Here is a 17,826-nt window from a genome sequence, read left to right on the forward strand (position 1 = left end):
GCTGCGTGTGATCGATGAGTAAGAAGTAATGAATTCCGTGTGGCCCTGCCCGCTCAGACCGAATGGCGCTTGCGGTAGCCGTCGAGGAAGCGTGCGATCCGGTTGATCGAATCGGCCAGGTCGTCGAGGTTCGGCAGGAAGACCACGCGGAAGTGGTCCGGCGTCGCCCAGTTGAAACCCGTGCCCTGTACGAGCAGCACGCGCTCCTCGAGCAACAGGTCGAGAATGAACTGCTGGTCGTTCTGGATCGGGTAGAGCTTCGGGTCGAGGCGCGGGAACATGTACAGCGCGGCCTGCGGCTTCACGCAGGTCACGCCCGGGATCGACGTCAGCATGTCATACGCGAGTTCGCGCTGCTTGTACAGGCGCCCGCTCGGCACGATCAGCTCGTTGATGCTCTGGTAGCCGCCGAGCGCCGTCTGGATCGCGAACTGGCCAGGCACGTTCGCGCACAGGCGCATCGACGACAGGATGCCGAGCCCTTCGAGGTAGTCCTTCGCGCGCCGGCGGTTGTCGCCGCCGAGGCCCGACACGGCCATCCAGCCCGCGCGGTAGCCGCACGACCGATAGCTCTTCGACAGGCTGTTGAACGTGACGGTGATCACGTCTTCCGACAGCGAACCCAGCGCCGTGTGCTCGAGGCCGTCGTAGACGATCTTGTCGTAGACCTCGTCGGCGAACACGATCAGCCCGTGCTGGCGCGCGATCTCGAGCAGTTCGAGCAGCAATTCGTCGGAATAGAGCGCGCCGGTCGGATTGTTCGGGTTGATCACGACGATCGCCTTCGTGTTCGGCGTGATCTTGCTGCGGATGTCGTCGGGATCGGGCATCCACGCGTTCTGCTCGTCGCACACGTAGTGCACGGGCGTGCCGCCCGACAGGCTCACGGCCGCCGTCCACAACGGGTAGTCGGGCGCGGGCAGCAGCACTTCGTCGCCGTCGTTCAGCAGCGCCTGGGTCGCCATCACGATCAGCTCGGACGCGCCGTTGCCGATGTAGATGTCGTCGAGGCCGACGCCGACGACGCCCTTTTCCTGCGTGTAGTGCATCACCGCCTTGCGCGCCGAGAACACGCCCTTCGAATCCGAATAGCCGGACGACGCCGGCAGGTTGCGGATCATGTCCTGGATGATCTCGTCGGGCGCGTCGAAACCGAACGGCGCGAGATTGCCGATGTTCAGCTTGATGATGCGGTGGCCTTCTTCCTCGAGGCGCTTCGCGTGCTCGAGCACCGGGCCACGGATGTCGTAGCAGACGTTGAGCAGCTTGTTCGACTTCTGAATCGGTTTCACGACGACACGGTTCCTGGGTTGGCCTTGCGGCCGGGGGACGGGATCAAAACTGGAAAGCGGCCGGTCTGTGCGCGCTGTCTAGACTGGGAAAAAGCGGCGGTCGGACGCGGCTTGTGGCGACGCACGACGCAAGTGGCGCCCGGGGGCGACCAAAAAGTTATAATTTAGCGGATTTTGGCCGACTTTCGCAATGCACCATAGCCGCGCCGGGCCCGCGCCATCGGGCGTCCGCGCGTGCCCCGGCGCGCGAAACCGGCCAGCGGGCCCCTGCGGCCCGGCCAATCCATTCCCCTACGGAACCGCGGAATACCGATTTGAAACTGCACCAGGACACGAGCGGCGCGCTCAACACCGTCACCGGCTACGGCCCCGATTATGTCGACGTCAATCTCGAACGCCATGAAACGAGCGTCATCGTGCTGCCCGGCGCGCCGGTCCAGGCCTGGCCCGTGTCGTCGTTCGACGCGCTCGCGCCCGAGCATTTCGCGATGCTGCTCGACCCGACGCCCGAACTCGTGATCTTCGGCAGCGGCGCGCGGCTGCGCTTTCCGCACCCGCGCCTCGTCGCGGCGCTCACCGCGAAGCGGATCGGCGTCGAGACGATGGATTTCCAGGCCGCCTGCCGCACCTACAACATCCTGATGGCCGAGGGCCGCAAAGTCGCCGCCGCGCTCTTAATTGAACGTTAATCCCCGATGCGGTAAAACTCGGGCCGGCGCAGCGGGTCGATCCCCCGATCGGCCCGGCCAGGCCGCCCGCCCCGGCGCTGCCCGTCGGCGGCCCCGTCACAACAACCAACAGGCTGAAAACCCATGAACGATACGCCGTCGAGGCTACCGCTCAATCGCATCACGCTCGTCCTCCTGCTCGTCGCGCTCGCGATCGTCTGGTTCGCGCCGCTCGGGCTGCGCCACCTGATCCCCAGCGACGAAGGCCGCTACGCGGAAATGGCGCGCGAGATGTTCGTCACCGGCGACTGGATCACGCCGCGCTACAACGGCTACAAGTATTTCGAGAAGCCGCCGCTGCAGACCTGGCTGAACGCGCTGACGTTCGCGTGGTTCGGTATCGGCGAATGGCAGGCGCGCCTCTACACGGCCGTCGCGAGCTTCGCCGGCGTGCTGCTCGTCGGCTACACCGGCGCGCGCCTGTTCAACCCGCTGTCGGGTTTCCTCGCGGCCGTCGTGCTGGCCAGCGCGCCGTACTGGAACCTGATGGGCCACTTCAACGCGCTCGACATGGGGCTCGCGTTCTGGATGGCACTGTCGCTCTGCTCGCTGCTGCTCGCGCAGCGGCCCGGGCTGCGCCCGGCCGCGGTACGCGGCTGGATGTGGGCGTGCTGGGCCGCGATGGCGTTCGCGGTGCTGTCCAAGGGCCTCGTCGGCCTGATCCTGCCCGGCGCCGTGCTGGTGCTGTATACATTGATCGCGCGCGACTGGGCGCTGTGGAAGCGCCTGTATCTCGTCAGCGGCCTCGTGATCTTCTTCGCGATCGTCACGCCGTGGTTCGTGCTGGTCCAGCAGCGCAACCCCGAATTCTTCGACTTCTTCTTCATCGTCCAGCAGTTCCGCCGGTACCTGACCCCGGAACAGAACCGCCCGGGCCCGCTGTACTACTTCGTGCCCGTGCTGCTGGTCGGCTTCCTGCCGTGGCTGTCGGTCGCGTGGCAGAGCATCCGCCATGCGCTGCGCATGCCGCGCCAGCCGAACGGCTTCTCGCCGATGCTCGTGCTGCTGATCTGGAGCGCGTTCATCTTCCTGTTCTTCAGCGCGTCGCACTCGAAGCTGATCTCGTACGTGCTGCCGGTCGCGCCGGCGCTTGCGCTGATCATCGGCGCTTACCTGCCGCTGATGACGGCCGAGCGCTTCCGCCGCCACCTGCTCGGCTACCTCGTGTTCTTCGTCGCCGCGGCGTTCGGGATCATCTTCCTCGCGTACCAGGGCGACGCCCGCACGCCGAACGCGCTGTACCGGGCGTTCCAGATGTGGCTGTACGCCGGCCTCGCGGTCTCGGCCGCGCTGACGCTCGCGGCCGCCTGGCTGAACCGCCGCGCGGGCGTGGCCGCCGCGCTCGCGGCGTTCGGCGCCGCGTGGCTCGCGTTCGGCACGATCGGCGGTACCGGGCACGACGAGTTCGGCCGCTACAGCTCGGGCGCGCTGCTGGCACCGGCCGTGCGCGCCGAACTGGCGAAGCTGCCGCCCGATACGCCGTTCTACTCGATCGAAATGCTCGATCACACGTTCCCGTTCTACATGGGCCACACGACGATCATGGTCCAGCGCCAGGACGAGCTCGCGTTCGGGATCTCGGTCGAGCCGAACAAGTGGGTCCCGACCGTCGGCGAATGGATCACGCGCTGGAAACAGGACACCCATGCGCTCGCGATCATGCCGCCCGGCCAGTACGACGCGCTGGTCAAGGAAGGCGTGCCGATGCGCGTGATCGCGCGCGACAACCGCCGCGTAATCGTCGAGAAACCGCAATCGTAAGGACGTCCCCCGCATGAACCCCGTTTCGTTCGTCTGCATCGTCACCGGCGTGATGCTCAACGCCTGTGCGCAACTTCTGCTGAAAGCCGGCGTCAACGCCGTTGGACACTTCGAATTCAGCCGTGCGAACATCCTCCCGGTCGGCCTGAAGATCGCGACCCAGCTGCCGATCATCGGCGGCCTCGGCTGCTACGTGCTGAGCGTCGTGGTGTGGATCGTCGGGCTGTCGCGGGTCGACGTGTCGATCGCGTATCCGATGCTGTCGCTCGGCTACGTCGTCAACGCGTTCGCGGCGTGGTACCTGTTCGGCGAGGTGCTGTCGGTCCAGAAGCTCGTCGGCATCGGCATCATCCTGATCGGTGTGCTCGTGCTGGCGCGCAGCTGAGCGCGGCCCGCGCCGTTAAGCGTCCGCCTACAAAAAATCACGGTACGAATCCGCCAACCGGTGTTTAATGCCGGTTTCGGGCGGATCGCCCGACCCTTTTATTACACGCCATTACAGGCCCAACGCGTTCATGAGCCAGACTACCGCTCCGTTTCTGCCGTTCACCCGCCCCGAGATCGATGAGGAAACCATCCAGGGCGTCGTCGACGTGTTGCGCTCGGGCTGGATCACCACCGGCCCGCAGTGCCAGAAATTCGAGGCCGCGCTGTCCGAGTACTGCGGCGGCCGTCCGGTCCGCGCCTTCAATTCGGGCACCTGCACGCTCGAGATCGGCCTGCGCATCGCCGGCGTCGGCCCCGGCGACGAGGTGATCACGACGCCGGCGTCGTGGGTCTCGACCAGCAACGTGATCATCGAGACGGGCGCGACGCCCGTGTTCGCGGACATCGATCCCGTCACGCGCAACATCGACCTCGACAAGCTCGAGCAGGCGATCACGCCGCGCACGAAGGCGATCATCCCCGTGTTCCTGTCCGGCCTGCCGGTCGACATGGACCGGCTGTACGCGATCGCCCGCGCGCACAAGCTGCGCGTGATCGAGGATGCCGCGCAGGCGTTCGGCTCGACGTGGAACGGCAAGCGCATCGGCGCGATCGGCGACATCGTGTCGTTCAGCTTCCACGCGAACAAGAACCTGACGACGATCGAAGGCGGCGCGCTCGTGTTGAACAACGAGGACGAAGCGGCGCTCGCGCAGAAGTACCGGCTGCAGGGCATCACGCGCACCGGCTTCGACGGGATGGACTGCGACGTGCTCGGCGGCAAGTACAACCTGACCGACGTCGCCGCGCGCGTCGGCCTCGGCCAGTTGCCGCACCTCGAGCGCTTCACCGCGCAGCGCCGCGCGCTCGCCCGTGCGTATTTCGCCGCATTCGACGGCGGCGCGGCCGTGAAACTGGGCCTCGGCCTGCCGATCGCCGAATTCGAGAACGGCAACTGGCACATGTTCCTGGTCACGCTGCCGCTCGAGCGGCTGACGATCACGCGCGCCGAATTCATGGCGCAAATGAAGGAACGCGGCATCGGCACCGGCATCCACTACCCGGCGATCCATCTTTTCACGCTGTACCGTGCGCGCGGCTTCAAGGAGGGTATGTTCCCCCACGCCGAACGGTACGGCGCGTCGACCGTCACGCTGCCGCTGTTTACGCAGATGACGGAAGGCGACGTGCGTCGCGTGGTCGACGCCGTCAATCAGATTTGCGAACAATACGGAAAATAAGCGTACATGAGTCACCTTGAAGCACGCGCCGGGCATCCGGGCGCCGCGCATCTGGACGCCGGCCGGCCCGAAGTGTCGGTCATCATCCCCGTGTACAACGAGGAAGACGGCCTCGCCGCGCTGTTCGCGCGGCTGTATCCGGCGCTCGACGCACTCGACACGTCGTACGAAGTGATCCTGATCAACGACGGCAGCCGCGACCGCTCGGCCGCGATGCTCGCCGATCAGTTCCACGTACGGCCCGACACGACGCGCATCGTGCTGCTCAACGGCAACTACGGCCAGCACATGGCGATCCTCGCGGGCTTCGCGCAGTCGCGCGGCGAGATCGTCATCACGCTCGACGCCGACCTGCAGAACCCGCCCGAGGAAATCGGCAAGCTGATCGCGAAGATGCGCGAGGGCTACGACTACGTCGGCTCGATCCGCAAGCAGCGCCAGGACAGTCTGTGGCGTCGCAAGGCGTCGCAGATGATGAACCGGCTGCGCGAGCGCATCACGCGCATCAAGATGACCGACCAGGGCTGCATGCTGCGCGCGTACAGCCGCCGCATCATCGACACGATCAACGTGTGCGGCGAAGTCAACACGTTCATCCCCGCGCTCGCGTACACGTTCGCGCAGAGGCCGACCGAAATCGAGGTCGCACACGAGGAACGCTTCGCGGGCGAATCGAAATATTCGCTGTACAGCCTGATCCGGCTGAACTTCGACCTCGTGACGGGCTTCTCGGTCGTGCCGCTGCAGTGGCTGTCGTTCATCGGCGTGATCCTGTCGCTCGGCTCCGCCGCGCTGTTCGTGTTGCTGCTGGTACGCCGCTTCATCGTCGGCGCGGAAGTGCAAGGCGTGTTCACGCTGTTCGCGATCACGTTCTTCCTGCTCGGCGTGATCATCTTCGCGCTCGGCCTGCTCGGCGAATACGTCGGCCGCATCTACCAGCAGGTGCGCGCGCGTCCCCGCTACCTGATCCAGGCCGTGCTCGAGCAGCACGACGGCGTGCCGCCGGTGCCGGCCGCCGCGAACCGCCCGGGAGCCGTGCAATGAAGCCGCGCGCGGTCGTCTTCGCGTATCACAACGTCGGCGTGCGGTGCCTGCAGGTGCTGCTCGCACGCGGTGTCGACGTCGCGCTGGTCGTCACGCACGAGGACAATCCGAACGAGAACATCTGGTTCGGCAGCGTCGCATCCGTCGCGGCCGAGCACGGCATTCCGGTGCTCACGCCGGCCGATCCCGCCGATCCGGCGCTGCGCCGCGCGGTGTCCGACGCGCAGCCCGATTTCATCTTCTCGTTCTACTACCGGCACATGCTGCCGGTGGACCTGCTCGCGATCGCGCCGCGCGGCGCGTACAACATGCACGGTTCGCTGCTGCCGAAATACCGGGGTCGGGTACCGACCAACTGGGCCGTGCTGAACGGCGAGACCGAGACCGGCGCGACGCTGCACGAGATGGCCGCCAAGCCCGACGCGGGCGCGATCATCGCGCAGACCGCGGTGCCGATCCTGCCGGACGACACGGCCGCGCAGGTGTTCGACAAGGTCACGGTGGCCGCCGAGCAGACGCTGTGGCGCGTGCTGCCCGCGCTGCTCGCGGGCGAGGCGCCGCACCTGCCGAACGATCTTGCGACCGGCAGCTACTACGGCGGGCGCAAGCCCGAGGACGGCCGCGTCGACTGGTCGAAGCCGGCCGCGCAGGTCTACAACCTGGTGCGCGCGGTCGCGCCCCCGTATCCGGGCGCATTCACGGACGTCGACGGCGCCCGCTTCGTGATCGCGCGCGCGCGCCTCGCGGCGCCCGGCAGCCCGGCAGCGGCCGCCGCGGCGGATTTGCCGCCCGGCCTGCACGTAAGCGATAATGCGCTATTCGGCGTCTGCGGCGACAGCCGCGCCCTATCCATTCTCGAACTCCGGCAGCAGCGCGACGGCAGCGAAACCGTCGTGACGCCCGCGGAATTCGCGCAGTTCATTCATTCTTCCCGTCATTCATGAAAGCAAAAAAAGTCCTGATCCTGGGTGTGAACGGCTTCATCGGCCATCACCTGTCGAAACGCATTCTTGAAACCACCGATTGGGAAGTGTTCGGCATGGACATGCAGACCGACCGGCTGGGCGACCTCGTCAACCACGAGCGGATGCATTTCTTCGAAGGCGACATCACGATCAACAAGGAGTGGGTCGAGTATCACGTGAAGAAGTGCGACGTGATCCTGCCGCTCGTCGCGATCGCTACGCCGGCCACCTACGTCCAGCAGCCGCTGCGCGTGTTCGAACTCGACTTCGAGGCGAACCTGCCGATCGTGCGCTCGGCCGTCAAGTACGGCAAGCACCTGGTGTTCCCGTCGACCTCCGAGGTCTACGGCATGTGCTCGGACGAGCAGTTCGACCCGGACGCGTCGGCGCTCACCTACGGCCCGATCAACAAGCCGCGCTGGATCTACGCGTGCTCGAAGCAGCTGATGGACCGCGTGATCTGGGGTTACGGGATGGAAGGCCTGAACTTCACGCTGTTCCGTCCGTTCAACTGGATCGGCCCGGGCCTCGACTCGATCTACACGCCGAAGGAAGGCAGCTCGCGCGTGGTCACGCAGTTCCTCGGCCACATCGTGCGCGGCGAGAACATCAGCCTCGTCGACGGTGGTTCGCAAAAGCGCGCGTTCACCGATATCGGCGACGGCATCAGCGCGCTGATGAAGATCATCGAGAACAAGGGCGGCGTCGCGTCGGGCAAGATCTACAACATCGGGAATCCGAAGAACAACTTCTCGGTTCGCGAGCTCGCGCACAAGATGCTCGAACTGGCCGCGGAATTCCCCGAGTACGCCGATTCGGCCAAGCAGGTGAAGCTCGTCGAAACGACGTCCGGCGCCTACTACGGCAACGGCTATCAGGACGTGCAGAACCGCGTGCCGAAGATCGACAACACGATGCAGGAGCTCGGCTGGGCGCCGCAGGCGACGTTCGACGACGCGCTGCGCAACATCTTCGAAGCGTATCGCGGCCACGTCGCCGACGCGCGCGCGCTCGTCGAACAGCAAGGCTGACCGGGACGTTCGCTTGGCTCGTATCGTCCTCAAGATCGACGTCGACACGCTGCGCGGCACGCGCGAAGGCGTGCCGAACCTCGCACGCATCTTCGATCGCTTCAATGCGCGCGCGACCTTCCTCTTCAGCCTCGGCCCGGATCACACCGGCTGGGCGCTGCGGCGGGTGTTCCGCCCGGGCTTCCTGAAGAAGGTGTCGCGCACGTCGGTGGTCGAACACTACGGCGTGAAGCAGCTGATGTACGGCGTGCTGCTGCCCGGCCCCGACATCGGCCGCCGCGCGATCGCCGACATGCGCGCGATTCACGAGGCCGGCTTCGAATGCGGGATCCACACGTGGGATCACGTGTATTGGCAAGACAACGTGCGCGTACGCGACCGCGACTGGACCGCGCGTGAAATGCAGAAGAGTCACGCGCGCTTCATCGAGATCTTCGGCGCGCCGCCCGTCACGCACGGCGCGGCCGGCTGGCAGATGAACGATGCCGCGTTCGAGCAGATCGACGCGTGGGGGATGCGCTACGCATCCGACGGCCGCGGCCACTCGCCGTACCTGCCCGTCGTCGGCGGCCGCACGCTGTCGCATGTGCAGATGCCGACCACGCTGCCGACGCTCGACGAAGTACTCGGCATCGACGGCGTCGACACGCACAACGTCGCCGCGCACATCCTCGCGTTCACCGCAACCAATCCCCACGACCAGGTGTTCACGCTGCATGCGGAGCTGGAAGGCCAGAAGCTCGCGCCCGTGTTCGAGCAACTGCTCGCCGGCTGGCGTGCGCAAGGCCACACGTTCGCGACGATGGGCGACTACCACGCGACGCTGGACCGCGACTCGCTGCCATCGTACCCTGTCACGTGGGGCGAAATCCCCGGCCGCTCCGGCGAACTGATCGTCCAGCCCGACTGAGTTCGCGCGCGAGCCGGCGTCGCCGCTGCGCCCTCGCGGCGCGCTGCCGCGACGCCCCGCCGAACCGCGCCGCCGCGGCGGCGCCCTTCCATAACAACAGGAGAAACACGTGTCTGTCGAAGTTGACCGTCAAGTTCCCGATTTCACCGCACCGGCCACGGGCGGCGACGTTTCGCTGTCCGACCTGAAGGGCAAGAAGATCGTGCTGTACTTCTATCCGAAGGACAACACGCCGGGCTGCACGACTGAAGGGCTGCAGTTCCGCGATCTCTATCCGAAGTTCAAGAAGGCCGGTGCGGAAGTCATCGGCGTGTCGCGCGACAGCCTGCGCTCGCACGACAATTTCAAGACCAAGCTCGAGCTGCCGTTCCCGCTGATTTCCGATGCCGACGAAGCGCTGTGCGCGCTGTTCGATGTCATCAAGATGAAGAAAATGTATGGCAAGGAAGTGCGCGGAATCGAGCGCTCGACGTTCCTGATCGACGCCGACGGCGTGCTTCGCCAGGCATGGCGCGGCATCAAGGTACCGGGTCACGTGGACGACGTGCTAAAGGCTGTACAAGCGCTTTGAGGCGCGTTATATTGGGCCGCAATGAATGCCAGTTCGCCCCATATTTCTCGTAGCTGCGCCCGTGCCCGTTGCAATGCTTCCCGGCACCTGACGCGCACGACGGCATCAGCCGAGCCGCATGTCCCTGTCGACGGGGCAGCGGCTTTTTTTATGGAACGCGCGCCGGCCCTCCCCGGTCCGGCCCTTACCGCATCGAGGAGCTGATCGACACTTAGGCGAACCGGCTAGACGAAATTCCTGTGCGCCACCGCGCGCAAACTGCATGCGTCTACGTCACGCAGGATGCGATCAGCGGCGCACGCCATGCGACACGATTCCTCCCGAGGGACACCATGCCTTTGCCTACTCCCCCCAGCAAGCTCGGCAGCCTGCTGCCGCCCGACGAATACAAGGCGAAAGCGCGGCCCGCGAAAGCCGCGAAGAAATCCGCCGAAGGGGACGCATCCACAGCCGGTGACTATGGTCCGGCCAGCGTGGCCCAACCGATGATCGAAGCCGCGAACACGGCCGCGCCGCTGCGCGCCGTCGCGTCTTCGGCGCCCGATGCCGCAAGCGCGCCCGCGCGCGGCCGCAAGACCCGACAGACGGCCGCGCTGTTGCAGCCGCTGCAGGCGCCTGCGGCCCCCGCGGCACCGGTCGTTGCACGCAACGACAAACCGGCCGCGGCGCCCGCGCGCGATGCCGGCGCCGCGACGAAGTCGCGCAGCCGCAAGCCCGCCGAAGTCGAACAGCAGAAACTGTTCGTGCTCGACACCAACGTGCTGATGCACGACCCGAGCAGCCTCTTCCGCTTCGAGGAACACGACGTCTATCTGCCGATGATGACGCTCGAGGAACTCGACAACCACAAGAAGGGGATGTCCGAAGTCGCGCGTAATGCCCGTCAGGTCAGCCGCACGCTCGACGCGCTGGTCGCCGACGGCGGCCCGATCTCGGACGGCATCCCGCTGTCGCGTCTCGGCAGCCGCGAGGCGGTCGGCCGCCTGTACTTCCAGACGAAGCTCGCCGACATCGCGCCGGTCGAAGGCTTGCCCGCAGGCAAGGCCGACAACCAGATCCTCGGCGTCGTGCGCGCGCTGCAGCGCGACCGGCCCGACCGCCAGGTCGTGCTGGTGTCGAAAGACATCAACATGCGGATCAAGGCGCACGCGCTCGGCCTGCCCGCGGAAGACTACTTCAACGACCAGGTCCTCGAGGATTCGGATCTCCTGTACAACGGCGTGCGCGAACTGCCGCAGGACTTCTGGACCAAGCATGCGAAGGGCATGGAGAGCTGGCAGGACACGAAGACGGGCACCACGTACTACCGCGTGACCGGCCCGCTCGTCGCGTCGATGCTCGTCAACGAGTTCGTCTATCTCGAGCCGCAGAACGGCGAGCCGACGTTCCACGCGATCGTCCGCGAACTGAACGGCAAGACGGCGCTGCTGCAGACGCTGCGCGACTACAGCCACCACAAGAACAACGTGTGGGGCATCACCGCGCGCAACCGCGAGCAGAACTTCGCGCTGAACCTGCTGATGAACCCCGAGATCGACTTCGTCACGCTGCTCGGCCAGGCCGGCACCGGCAAGACGCTCGTCGCGCTCGCGGCCGGCCTCGCGCAGGTGCTCGACGACAAGCGCTACAACGAGATCATCGTGACGCGCGCGACCGTGCCCGTCGGCGAGGACATCGGTTTCCTGCCCGGCACCGAGGAAGAAAAGATGCAGCCGTGGATGGGTGCATTCGACGACAACCTCGAAGTGCTGCAGAAGACCGACGACGCGGCTGGCGAATGGGGCCGTGCCGCGACGCAGGAGTTGATCCGCTCGCGCCTGAAGGTGAAGAGCATGAACTTCATGCGCGGCCGCACGTTCGTCGACAAGTATCTGATCATCGACGAGGCGCAGAACCTGACGCCGAAGCAGATGAAGACGCTCGTCACGCGCGCGGGCCCCGGCACGAAAATCGTGTGCCTCGGCAACATCGCGCAGATCGACACGCCTTACCTGACCGAAGGCAGCTCGGGCCTGACCTACGTCGTCGACCGCTTCAAGGGCTGGGGCCACAGCGGCCACGTGACCCTCGCACGCGGCGAACGCTCGCGGCTCGCCGACTACGCGTCGGACATTCTGTAACGCGCACGCCGGCCGATCGGCCGGCTTTCGACGCCACGCGGCGCTCCATTCCCGGAGCGCCGTTTTTATTTGGGGTCGAAAACGAAGGTAATGCCTTGTCACGCAACAACGCAGTTTACGCGCGAAACTTCAAGTAAATTCTCAAGAATGGTTGCTTAAGCCCCGCTGGAGCGTCTACCATCGGGCCTATCTGTCGTCATACGATTCGCGAGCGCGCCGCGCTCGCCCGCCTTGCCATGCTTCGAATCTGGGTTCCCGTCGCCGTCGTCTCCCTGCTTGCGGCCTGCTCCAGCGTGCCGCCGCAGTCGGCATCGCGTTCCGCTACGGGCATGAAGATCACGACGCCGCGCGCATTTCCCGCGCCCGCCAATTTCCCGAAATTCGTCGACCACAGCGTCGGCCAGGAAGAAATCTCGATCCAGGCGATGAGCCTCGTCGGCGTCCCGTATCGCTGGGGCGGCAACACGCCGACGAGCGGCTTCGACTGCAGCGGACTCGTGCGCTACGTGATCGGCCGCGCGGCCGATGTCAACCTGCCGCGCACGACTGCCGACATGAGCGGCCGCGGCGTATCGGTCGAACCCGACGAGATCGCGCCGGGCGACCTGATTTTCTTCAATACGACCGGACGGCCGCATTCGCACGTCGGCATCTACGTCGGCAAGCTGCGCTTCGTCAACGCACCGTCGACGGGCGGCACCGTGCGGCTCGACTACCTGACGAACCCGTACTGGGCCAAGCGATTCGACGGCATTCGCCGCGTCGCGCCGCCGCGCTCGGCCCCGACGCCGTTCGATGCGCCGACCTACGAGGCCGAGCGCGACGAGCCGCGCAATCCGCCGGCGGTCGCAGCCGCGCCGGTGGTCGTGACAGCTGCCGTCGCACAGCGGCCGCCCGCGTATGCGGCGTCGCAAGCAAAAGCAACGCAGGCGCCGGCTCCGGCCATCCCGACCACGCCGGTCGTGACGACCGCCGCAGCTGCACCGGCAGCACCGGCCGCCGATCCGTACGAACCGCCGCCCCCGCGGATGCAGGCGGCCCAGCAGCAAGCCACGTCGGTGAATGACGGCGCAACCGCGATGGCGGCCAATGCAGCCCGGGCCGCGCCGGCGGAGGTCGGCACGCAGATTCCGACGACCGCGCTGACGGCCGCCCAGGCTGCCGCCTTCGATGCAGAGCCGCCGCCCGCCACCGCGTCGGCGCCGGCACGCAGTATCGAGCCCGCGCCCGTGCAGGTATTGCGTGCATCGACGCAATCCGCGCCCGTCAGCCCGCGCACGAGTACGGCGGACGATCCGATTGCACGGTTTGCGACCGGCAGTTACTGACCGTTTCCGATCGTCGCGACGCTGGCGGCACCTGCCACCCTCCACCGCTTCGCCGCAACCTTCCGCCTCCCCAAAAAAGAAAATGCGCCGCGGCCTTTCGGCTCGCGGCGCATTTCGCGTCGATCAGGCGGCGTCGGCGATCAGAAGATCTGGTGCCCGAGCCACCACCCGCCGGCCGCGAACAGCGCGGCCGCCGGCAGCGTCAGCACCCACGCCCACACGATGTTGCCGGCGACACCCCAGCGCACGGCCGACAGCTTCTGCGTCGCGCCGACACCGACGATCGCGCCGGTGATCGTGTGCGTGGTCGACACGGGAATGCCGAGGAACGACGCGACGAACAGCGTGATCGCCCCGCCGCTTTCCGCACAGAAACCGCCGACCGGCTTGAGCTTCGTGATCTTCTGGCCCATCGTGCGCACGATGCGCCAGCCGCCGAACAGCGTGCCGAGGCCCATTGACAGGTAACACGCGCCGATCACCCACGCCGGCGGCGCATCGGCCGTCGCCGACGCGTAGCCGCTCGCGATCAGCAACATCCAGATGATACCGATCGTCTTCTGTGCATCGTTGCCGCCGTGGCCCAGGCTGTACAGCCCGGCCGACAGCAGCTGCAGCCGGCGGAAGCGCCGGTCGACCTTGCTGGGCGCGGTACGGAAATACAGCCACGACACGCCGAGCATGAACAGCGAACCGAGGATGAAACCGAGCAGCGGCGAAATGAAGATGAACGCGATCGTCTTCAGCAGCCCGTCGATGTTCAGCGAGCTCCAGCCCGACTTCGCGAGCGCCGCGCCGACGAGGCCGCCGATCAGCGCGTGCGACGAGCTCGACGGAATCCCGTAGTACCAGGTGATCACGTTCCAGCCGATCGCGCCGACCAGCGCGCCGAATATGACGTAATGGTCGACGATGTCGGGGTCGATCGTGCCTTTACCGACGGTCTGCGCGACTTTCAGGTGGAAGATGAAGTACGCGATCACGTTGAACGCGGCCGCGAACACGACGGCCTGCTGGGGCTTCAGCACCCCGGTCGACACGACGGTGGCGATCGAGTTCGCCGCGTCGTGAAAGCCGTTCATGAAGTCGAATACGAGCGCGACGAGCACGAGCGCCGCGACCATCCATAGGGCGAGTTGTATCGAATGCATCGTGGTCCGCTCAGGCGTTTTCCAGCACGATGCCTTCGATGATGTTCGCGACGTCCTCGCACTTGTCGGTGATCTCTTCGAGCAGCTCGTAGATCGCCTTCAGCTTGATGAGCGTCTTCACGTCGTCTTCCTCGCGGAACAGCTTCGACATTGCCGCGCGCAGCACGCGATCGGCCTCCGACTCCCAGCGGTCGATTTCCTCGCACTGCTTGAGGATCTGTGCCGACTGCTTCATGTCGGACAGCAAGCCGACGGCCTGCTGCACGTGCTGTGCCGACTGCGTGACGATGTGCGCGAGCTGGCTCGCCTCGGACGTGACGGACTGCACGTCGTACAGCGACACGGCCGTCGCGACGTCTTCCATCAGGTCGAGGATGTCGTCCATCGTCGTGATGAGCTTGTGGATCTCGTCGCGATCGAGCGGCGTGATGAAGGTCTTGTGCAGCAGATCGATCGCCTCGTGCGTGAGCTTGTCGGCGGCCTTCTCGGCGATTTGCACGTTTTGCTTGTGAATCTCGGCGTCGGCGAGATTGTCGATCAGCAGTTCGAGCTCGCGGCCACCGGAAACGATGTGCTTCGCGTGCGCGTTGAAGAGTTCAAAGAACTTGCCCTCGGTGGGCATGAATCGACCGAACATGGGATTCCTGAGAGATTGTCAAACTACTGTCACGAAAACGGGCGACATTGTACCGGTTTCGGTCGCGACGCGACGTGCGCATATGCGCACGCCGGGATTGGATACAACAATTGGCGAAATAGGTGTTTACAACCGGCTTTACTCGCCGTAGAAGGTCTGCGCCCCGGCAAAATTGTCGAACTTCGTGTATTGCCCCAGGAACGTGAGCCGAACGGGCCCGATCGGACCGTTACGCTGCTTGCCGATGATGATTTCGGCCGTCCCCTTGTCAGGGCTGTCCGGATTGTAGACCTCATCGCGATAAATGAACAGGATCACGTCCGCATCCTGTTCGATTGCGCCCGATTCGCGCAAATCCGACATCACCGGGCGCTTGTTCGGACGCTGTTCGAGGCCGCGGTTCAACTGCGACAGCGCGATCACCGGCACGTCGAGTTCCTTCGCGAGGCTCTTCAGCGATCGCGAGATTTCGGAAATTTCGGTCGCGCGGTTCTCGCCCTGCGACGAACCCGACATCAGCTGCAGGTAGTCGACGATGATCAGGCCGAGCTTGCCGCACTGACGCGCCAGGCGTCGCGCGCGCGAGCGCAGCTCCATCGGGTTCAAGCCGCCCGTCTCGTCGATGAAGAGCTGCGCCTCGCTCATCTTCTGCACCGCGTGCGTCAGCTTCGGCCAGTCCTCGTCCGTCAGGCGGCCCGTGCGCATCCGGTGCTGATCGAGCCGGCCGATCGAGCCAAGCATACGCATCACGAGCTGGGTGCCCGGCATTTCCATCGAGAACACCGCGACCGGCAACCCGTACTCGACCGCGACATATTCGCCGATGTTCATCGAGAAGGCCGTGTTGTGCGTGACGACGTAATCGTCGGTCACGTACAGCCGAGACGGATGCGAAACCGAGATGCACTGCGTGGCGGTCCGGCGCGACGGCTCGATACCCGTAATCACCGGCAGCTTGCGGCGCGTCCGTCCGGCCGTCAGCCGCTCGCGCTTGCCCTCGAACAGGAACAGGTTCTGCGGATCCGGATGACTGATCGTGCAAATATAAGCCGTCGCACCGGCCTTGCGTTCGCCGTCGACCGTGAAGCTCGTCGCCTTTTCGGCAACCTGGCACCACGCACCGAGCGAACGCGCCAGTTCGCGCACGTCGCTCGCCAACTGCGCACTGGCGGTCGAATAACGCACCGTACCCCACGATTCGACCCAGCCATCCGCGTCGAGCAGCCCGCGCAACACATCCAGCCGCGTGTCCTTGTCCGCATCGAGGTAGAGACGCGGGATGAACTTGTCGTAGCTCGTCCTTCCCCACACACCGAGTTGCTCGAGCGCAGCCTTGAGCGGGTTGGCGGACGGCCGGGCCGCGGTGGCCGTCGACGGCCGGCGCTTGATGCGCCAGTCGTACTGGCCCGCGTATTCAAGTTCGAGCGACGCGTCGACACGCTCGCGCATCCGGTTCAACGTTTCCTCGGCCTTCACGCTGAAACGCACGGCAGTCCCGCCGAGCGCACCGTCGCCCAGCAGCGCGCCGAGTACCCACGGGTCAACCGGCAGCACCTCGCGATGACCAAACTCGCCGCTCGGCATGTCGATCCACAACCGGTTCCGGTAGCGTTCGCGCGTCAGCAACGTGCGAATCTCCGCGGTCGACAGCACACGGGGCTTTTCCCACTCGCGGAAATGGACGCACCACAGGTGTTCGTCGCAGCATTCGGCCGAACGCCCATCCGAAAAGCGGACCCGATACACCTGGCGTTCGCCCTGCGGGTAGATGCCGGTCACGATCGACGGTGCGCCGTCGACCGAAGCGAGCGCATCACCGACCGTCAGTTCGCCCATCGGCTTCCAGCCCGTCAACGTCCTGACGCGCGCGTCGAGCGGCTGCGCCTTACCCATCGACGGGCGCCCCGCGACGATGATCAGTTCGCCGCCGTGCATCCCGGACGTCATCCGGTCGAGGTCGACGAAGCCCGTCGGCGTGCCGGTGACGTCGCTCGGGTTCGCGGTGTGGTACAGCGTGTCGATGCGCTCGACCACCTGCGTGAGCAGCGGGCCGATCTCGAGGAAGCCCTGGTTGCCGCGCGCGCCCTCTTCGGCGATCGAGAACACCTTCGACTCGGCTTCGTCGAGCAGCTGGCGGACTTCCTTGCCCTGCGGATTGAACGCGTCGGCCGAGATCTCGTCGGCGACCGACACCAGCCGGCGCAGCACCGCGCGGTCGCGCACGATTTCCGCGTAGCGGCGGATGTTCGCCGCGCTCGGCGTGTTCTGCGCAAGGGCGTTCAGGTAAGCGAGGCCGCCGACGTCGTCGGCCTTGCCGGACGTGGTCAGCGCTTCGTACACGGTCACGACGTCGGCCGGGCGCGTCGACGCGATCAGGCGGCCGATGTGCTCGTAGATGATCCGGTGGTCGTAGCGGTAGAAGTCGCCTTGCGACAGGAAATCGGCAATCCGGTCCCAGGCCGCGTTGTCGAGCAACAGGCCGCCGAGCACCGACTGCTCGGCTTCGACCGAATGCGGCGGGACTTTCAGCGATTCGATTTGGGGATCTTGCGGCGCGTTCATGGGTTGGGATTATCGCGAATAGATGGCGGCAGCGCTACCACCGCTTGCCGGCGAGCGGG

General features: G+C 65.9%; 15 protein-coding genes and 1 pseudogene. 11 read left to right on the top strand and 5 right to left on the bottom strand.

Annotation, left to right across the window (positions count from 1 at the left end):
- Positions 1 to 53 precede the first annotated feature (53 nt).
- The gene (locus tag SY91_RS12440; RefSeq protein ID WP_023476852.1) at positions 54 to 1,292 is read right to left on the bottom strand and encodes a pyridoxal phosphate-dependent aminotransferase; all 1,239 of its coding nucleotides are present in this window, start codon (positions 1,290 to 1,292) and stop codon (positions 54 to 56) included.
- 314 nt (positions 1,293 to 1,606) lie between these two features.
- Between SY91_RS12440 and SY91_RS12445 the strand changes: the two genes are divergently transcribed.
- The 9 genes from SY91_RS12445 to SY91_RS12485 all read left to right on the top strand — a co-directional run bounded on the left by SY91_RS12445 (position 1,607) and on the right by SY91_RS12485 (position 9,969).
- Positions 1,607 to 1,981 carry an Mth938-like domain-containing protein gene (locus tag SY91_RS12445; protein ID WP_012328660.1) on the top strand — a complete coding sequence of 125 codons (375 nt, stop codon included), beginning with the start codon at positions 1,607 to 1,609 and terminating at the stop codon, positions 1,979 to 1,981.
- 123 nt (positions 1,982 to 2,104) lie between these two features.
- Positions 2,105 to 3,781 (top strand): glycosyltransferase family 39 protein, encoded by a 1,677-nt coding sequence (locus SY91_RS12450; RefSeq protein WP_023476853.1) that lies wholly within the window; start codon positions 2,105 to 2,107, stop codon positions 3,779 to 3,781.
- Between the two features lie 13 nt (positions 3,782 to 3,794).
- Positions 3,795 to 4,166, top strand: coding sequence for an EamA family transporter (locus SY91_RS12455; RefSeq protein WP_006478635.1), 372 nt, complete (start codon positions 3,795 to 3,797; stop codon positions 4,164 to 4,166).
- Positions 4,167 to 4,296: 130 nt separating this feature from the next.
- The gene (locus tag SY91_RS12460) at positions 4,297 to 5,448 is read left to right on the top strand and encodes a DegT/DnrJ/EryC1/StrS family aminotransferase (protein ID WP_023476854.1); all 1,152 of its coding nucleotides are present in this window, start codon (positions 4,297 to 4,299) and stop codon (positions 5,446 to 5,448) included.
- 6 nt (positions 5,449 to 5,454) lie between these two features.
- Positions 5,455 to 6,492 (top strand): glycosyltransferase, encoded by a 1,038-nt coding sequence (locus SY91_RS12465; protein ID WP_012328662.1) that lies wholly within the window; start codon positions 5,455 to 5,457, stop codon positions 6,490 to 6,492.
- Positions 6,489 to 7,436, top strand: a complete 948-nt coding sequence (locus SY91_RS12470) for a formyltransferase (RefSeq protein WP_023476855.1) — start codon at positions 6,489 to 6,491, stop codon at positions 7,434 to 7,436. The genes SY91_RS12465 and SY91_RS12470 overlap by 4 nt, the downstream gene beginning before the upstream one ends.
- Positions 7,433 to 8,488 carry a bifunctional UDP-4-keto-pentose/UDP-xylose synthase gene (locus SY91_RS12475; RefSeq protein WP_006478632.1) on the top strand — a complete coding sequence of 352 codons (1,056 nt, stop codon included), beginning with the start codon at positions 7,433 to 7,435 and terminating at the stop codon, positions 8,486 to 8,488. Before SY91_RS12470 ends, SY91_RS12475 begins: the two co-directional genes overlap by 4 nt.
- Positions 8,489 to 8,501: 13 nt before the next feature.
- Entirely contained in the window at positions 8,502 to 9,398 is an 897-nt protein-coding gene (locus SY91_RS12480; RefSeq protein WP_011549653.1) for a polysaccharide deacetylase family protein, read from the top strand.
- Between the two features lie 109 nt (positions 9,399 to 9,507).
- Entirely contained in the window at positions 9,508 to 9,969 is a 462-nt protein-coding gene (locus tag SY91_RS12485) for a peroxiredoxin (protein ID WP_023476856.1), read from the top strand.
- Positions 9,970 to 10,164: 195 nt separating this feature from the next.
- On the opposite strand, the pseudogene SY91_RS35035 reads toward SY91_RS12485, so the two are convergent.
- Positions 10,165 to 10,406: pseudogene (locus SY91_RS35035) on the bottom strand (hypothetical protein); the annotation flags it as partial.
- Here SY91_RS35035 and SY91_RS12490 point away from each other — a divergent pair.
- Together SY91_RS12490 and SY91_RS12495 are read left to right on the top strand one after the other, a co-directional pair.
- A complete protein-coding gene (locus SY91_RS12490) occupies positions 10,302 to 12,089 on the top strand; it encodes a PhoH family protein (protein WP_043887863.1) in 1,788 nt (595 codons plus the stop codon). The pseudogene SY91_RS35035 and the gene SY91_RS12490 overlap by 105 nt on opposite strands.
- 236 nt (positions 12,090 to 12,325) lie before the next feature.
- The gene (locus SY91_RS12495) at positions 12,326 to 13,417 is read left to right on the top strand and encodes a C40 family peptidase (RefSeq protein ID WP_043887864.1); all 1,092 of its coding nucleotides are present in this window, start codon (positions 12,326 to 12,328) and stop codon (positions 13,415 to 13,417) included.
- Between the two features lie 140 nt (positions 13,418 to 13,557).
- Here the strand turns inward: SY91_RS12495 and SY91_RS12500 are convergent, their stop codons facing one another.
- From SY91_RS12500 to dnaB, 3 genes are all read right to left on the bottom strand, one after another.
- Positions 13,558 to 14,568, bottom strand: a complete 1,011-nt coding sequence (locus tag SY91_RS12500) for an inorganic phosphate transporter (protein ID WP_006478628.1) — start codon at positions 14,566 to 14,568, stop codon at positions 13,558 to 13,560.
- Between the two features lie 10 nt (positions 14,569 to 14,578).
- Complete coding sequence (locus SY91_RS12505; RefSeq protein ID WP_006478627.1) at positions 14,579 to 15,205, bottom strand: DUF47 domain-containing protein; 627 nt, start codon at positions 15,203 to 15,205, stop codon at positions 14,579 to 14,581.
- A gap of 138 nt (positions 15,206 to 15,343) precedes the next feature.
- Positions 15,344 to 17,767 (bottom strand): replicative DNA helicase, encoded by a 2,424-nt coding sequence (dnaB, locus tag SY91_RS12510; RefSeq protein WP_006478626.1) that lies wholly within the window; start codon positions 17,765 to 17,767, stop codon positions 15,344 to 15,346.
- Positions 17,768 to 17,826 lie beyond the last annotated feature (59 nt).

The organism is Burkholderia cenocepacia (genome assembly GCF_014211915.1).
GTDB classification, from domain to species: Bacteria; Pseudomonadota; Gammaproteobacteria; order Burkholderiales; family Burkholderiaceae; genus Burkholderia; species Burkholderia orbicola.